Source organism: Pseudomonadota bacterium, assembly GCA_039815145.1.
GTDB lineage: Bacteria > Pseudomonadota > Gammaproteobacteria > Steroidobacterales > JBCBZW01 > JBCBZW01.
Map to the genome: position 1 here is coordinate 1 of JBCBZW010000282.1, position 1,990 is coordinate 1,990.

Here is a 1,990-nt window from a genome sequence, read left to right on the forward strand (position 1 = left end):
CGCGACACGGTCACCCGTTGCGATCGCTCGGCCAGAGTACACCTCACCCATCCCCCCCTGGGCAATGCGCCGGTCGATCACGTAAACGCCAGTGAGGGTCGTGCCCGGGGCAAGATCTTGCGACGTTGCCAGCGTCTCTGTTGCTGGGGCTTCCCTGGGCGCCGGCTCCGAAGGAGCATTGCGAAGCGGTTGCGACTTCTTCATCCTTAGGCGCAGTTTCGACATTGATCTCCCCTCTCCGTGCGCCGCAAGTCGCATGCCTTGCGTTGACGGACGCTCTCAAGGGATCCTTTCTAGCCCCTCGATCTTAATGAACTTCGAGCGGGTGGGTTGAAACCGATCCGTCGTGACTGGACGAGCGTCGATATCTCGCTCGGGCCCCGTTACGCGAAGCACCCTGAAGCGATCCGTTGCCATGCCCGCTTGATCTTATTGATCAGGGTAGAAATGCCGGTCTCAGGTCGACGAAGCTTTTAACCCGACACACAGGTTCAGAACCGAATCAGGCCCCAATGCCATTGCTGCGATCGCAGCCACCGCGGACCAAACGCCTGGAACACACAAAAAGTGGTGGGTCGCGTCCTGGTTGAAGGCTGGGATGTGCGCCGGGCTCTCGAGGTGTGGAGTTCCATCACGCGACGGGAAGAGGCGATGGCGCCAGCGATCCGACCCGTCTTCACTTGCTCGGCTCTATCCTCAAAATCTATGAAACCGTGCTGGGCGAGTTTATCAACCGATGTGCGTCCTGGGCATTGACCGCCGTTACCGCCCCAAAGGCGTGGCCCACGACGTCATTCGCGCTTGTCGCGATGGTCTGAGCGACGCGCTCCGCCTTTAGATCGCGAGGTCGAGGCGGGGCTTCCAAAACGGGCGGAAGAGCTCGATCTTCGGACAGCGGTTCATCACCACCTTGAGGCCTGCCTCCTCGGCGAGCTTGGCCGCGCGGTCGTCGTAGACCCCGATCTGGCCCCAGAGCACCTTGGCGCCGATGGCGATGGCCTGCTCGGCGATGGCGTAGAGTTCGTCCTTGGGCCGAAACACCTCGACCATGTCCACGGGCCGGTCGATCTCCTCGAGGGCGTGATAGACCTTGATGCCGCGGATCTCTTTAAGGTTCGGGTTGGGGTTGACCGGGATCATGTCGTAGCCCGTCTCGTGAAGCACGCGCAGGACGCCGTAGCTGAATTTGGTCTTGTCAGCGCTCGCCCCAACCATTGCGATGGATTTCACCGACTTCAGGATCTCGGCGATGAAGGTGGGATCGTATTCGTAGATGTGGTCGATGTCGGCCTCGGGCATGTCAGCGCTCCTTCGGCGTGGCGATGTCCGCCTTCAGTTCGTGGGGCTCCAGCGGGTCGAGAAAGGGGTTGCGGTAGAGCTTGCCATGGCTCTCCACGCCGATCTCGAAGGTGCAGTCGGTGACTGGGCGGGCGACGCACAGAATGACGTAGCCGTTGGCGATCTGCCGGTTGTTGAGCGCAACCTGCCGGCGCTGATCGACCTCGCCGTGTGTCAGCTGGGCGGCACAAGTGATGCAGCCGCCGTATTTGCAGCCATAGGGCAGGTCCACGCCCGCCTCACGCAGCGTGTCGAGGAGCGGTCGCCGGGCGTCGACCTCGTAGGTCGCGCCGCCCCTGTTGGCGATGGTGATGGTGCGGGTGCCGCTCACAGCCAGATGTCGCTGGTGCAGTCGCCGCCGGGATAGCGGGTCTCGTGGCAGCGGCTGGGCCCGTTCGGCTCCTTGCCGAAATCGACCATGAAGTCGGGGTTGATTGCCATGCCGCCGTTCTCGACGTCGCAGTCGATCATGACCATCACGCCGCCCTGCTCTCGGATCTCGGGATAGAACTGGTTGTCACAGGTGGAAAACAATGAGGTGGTCACGTAAAGCCGCTTGCCGTCCAGTGACAGCTGGATCATCTGCGGTCCGCCAGTGACGTCAACACCGTTGACTTGCGGTGCACGCCCCAGCAGTCCACCCATCCACACC

The 1,990-nt window shown here is 62.2% G+C and carries 3 protein-coding genes; all 3 read right to left on the reverse strand.

The window, feature by feature from the left end:
* Positions 1 to 834: 834 nt before the first annotated feature.
* Positions 835 to 1,299 carry a CoA-binding protein gene (locus AAF184_25785; protein MEO0425767.1) on the reverse strand — a complete coding sequence of 155 codons (465 nt, stop codon included), beginning with the start codon at positions 1,297 to 1,299 and terminating at the stop codon, positions 835 to 837.
* A gap of 1 nt (position 1,300) precedes the next feature.
* On the reverse strand, positions 1,301 to 1,669 hold the full coding sequence (locus AAF184_25790) for a 2Fe-2S iron-sulfur cluster-binding protein (GenBank protein MEO0425768.1): 369 nt from the start codon (positions 1,667 to 1,669) through the stop codon (positions 1,301 to 1,303).
* A partial coding sequence (locus tag AAF184_25795; protein MEO0425769.1) for a selenium-binding protein SBP56-related protein occupies positions 1,666 to 1,990 on the reverse strand: 325 nt, incomplete at its 5' end. The genes AAF184_25795 and AAF184_25790, both read right to left, overlap by 4 nt.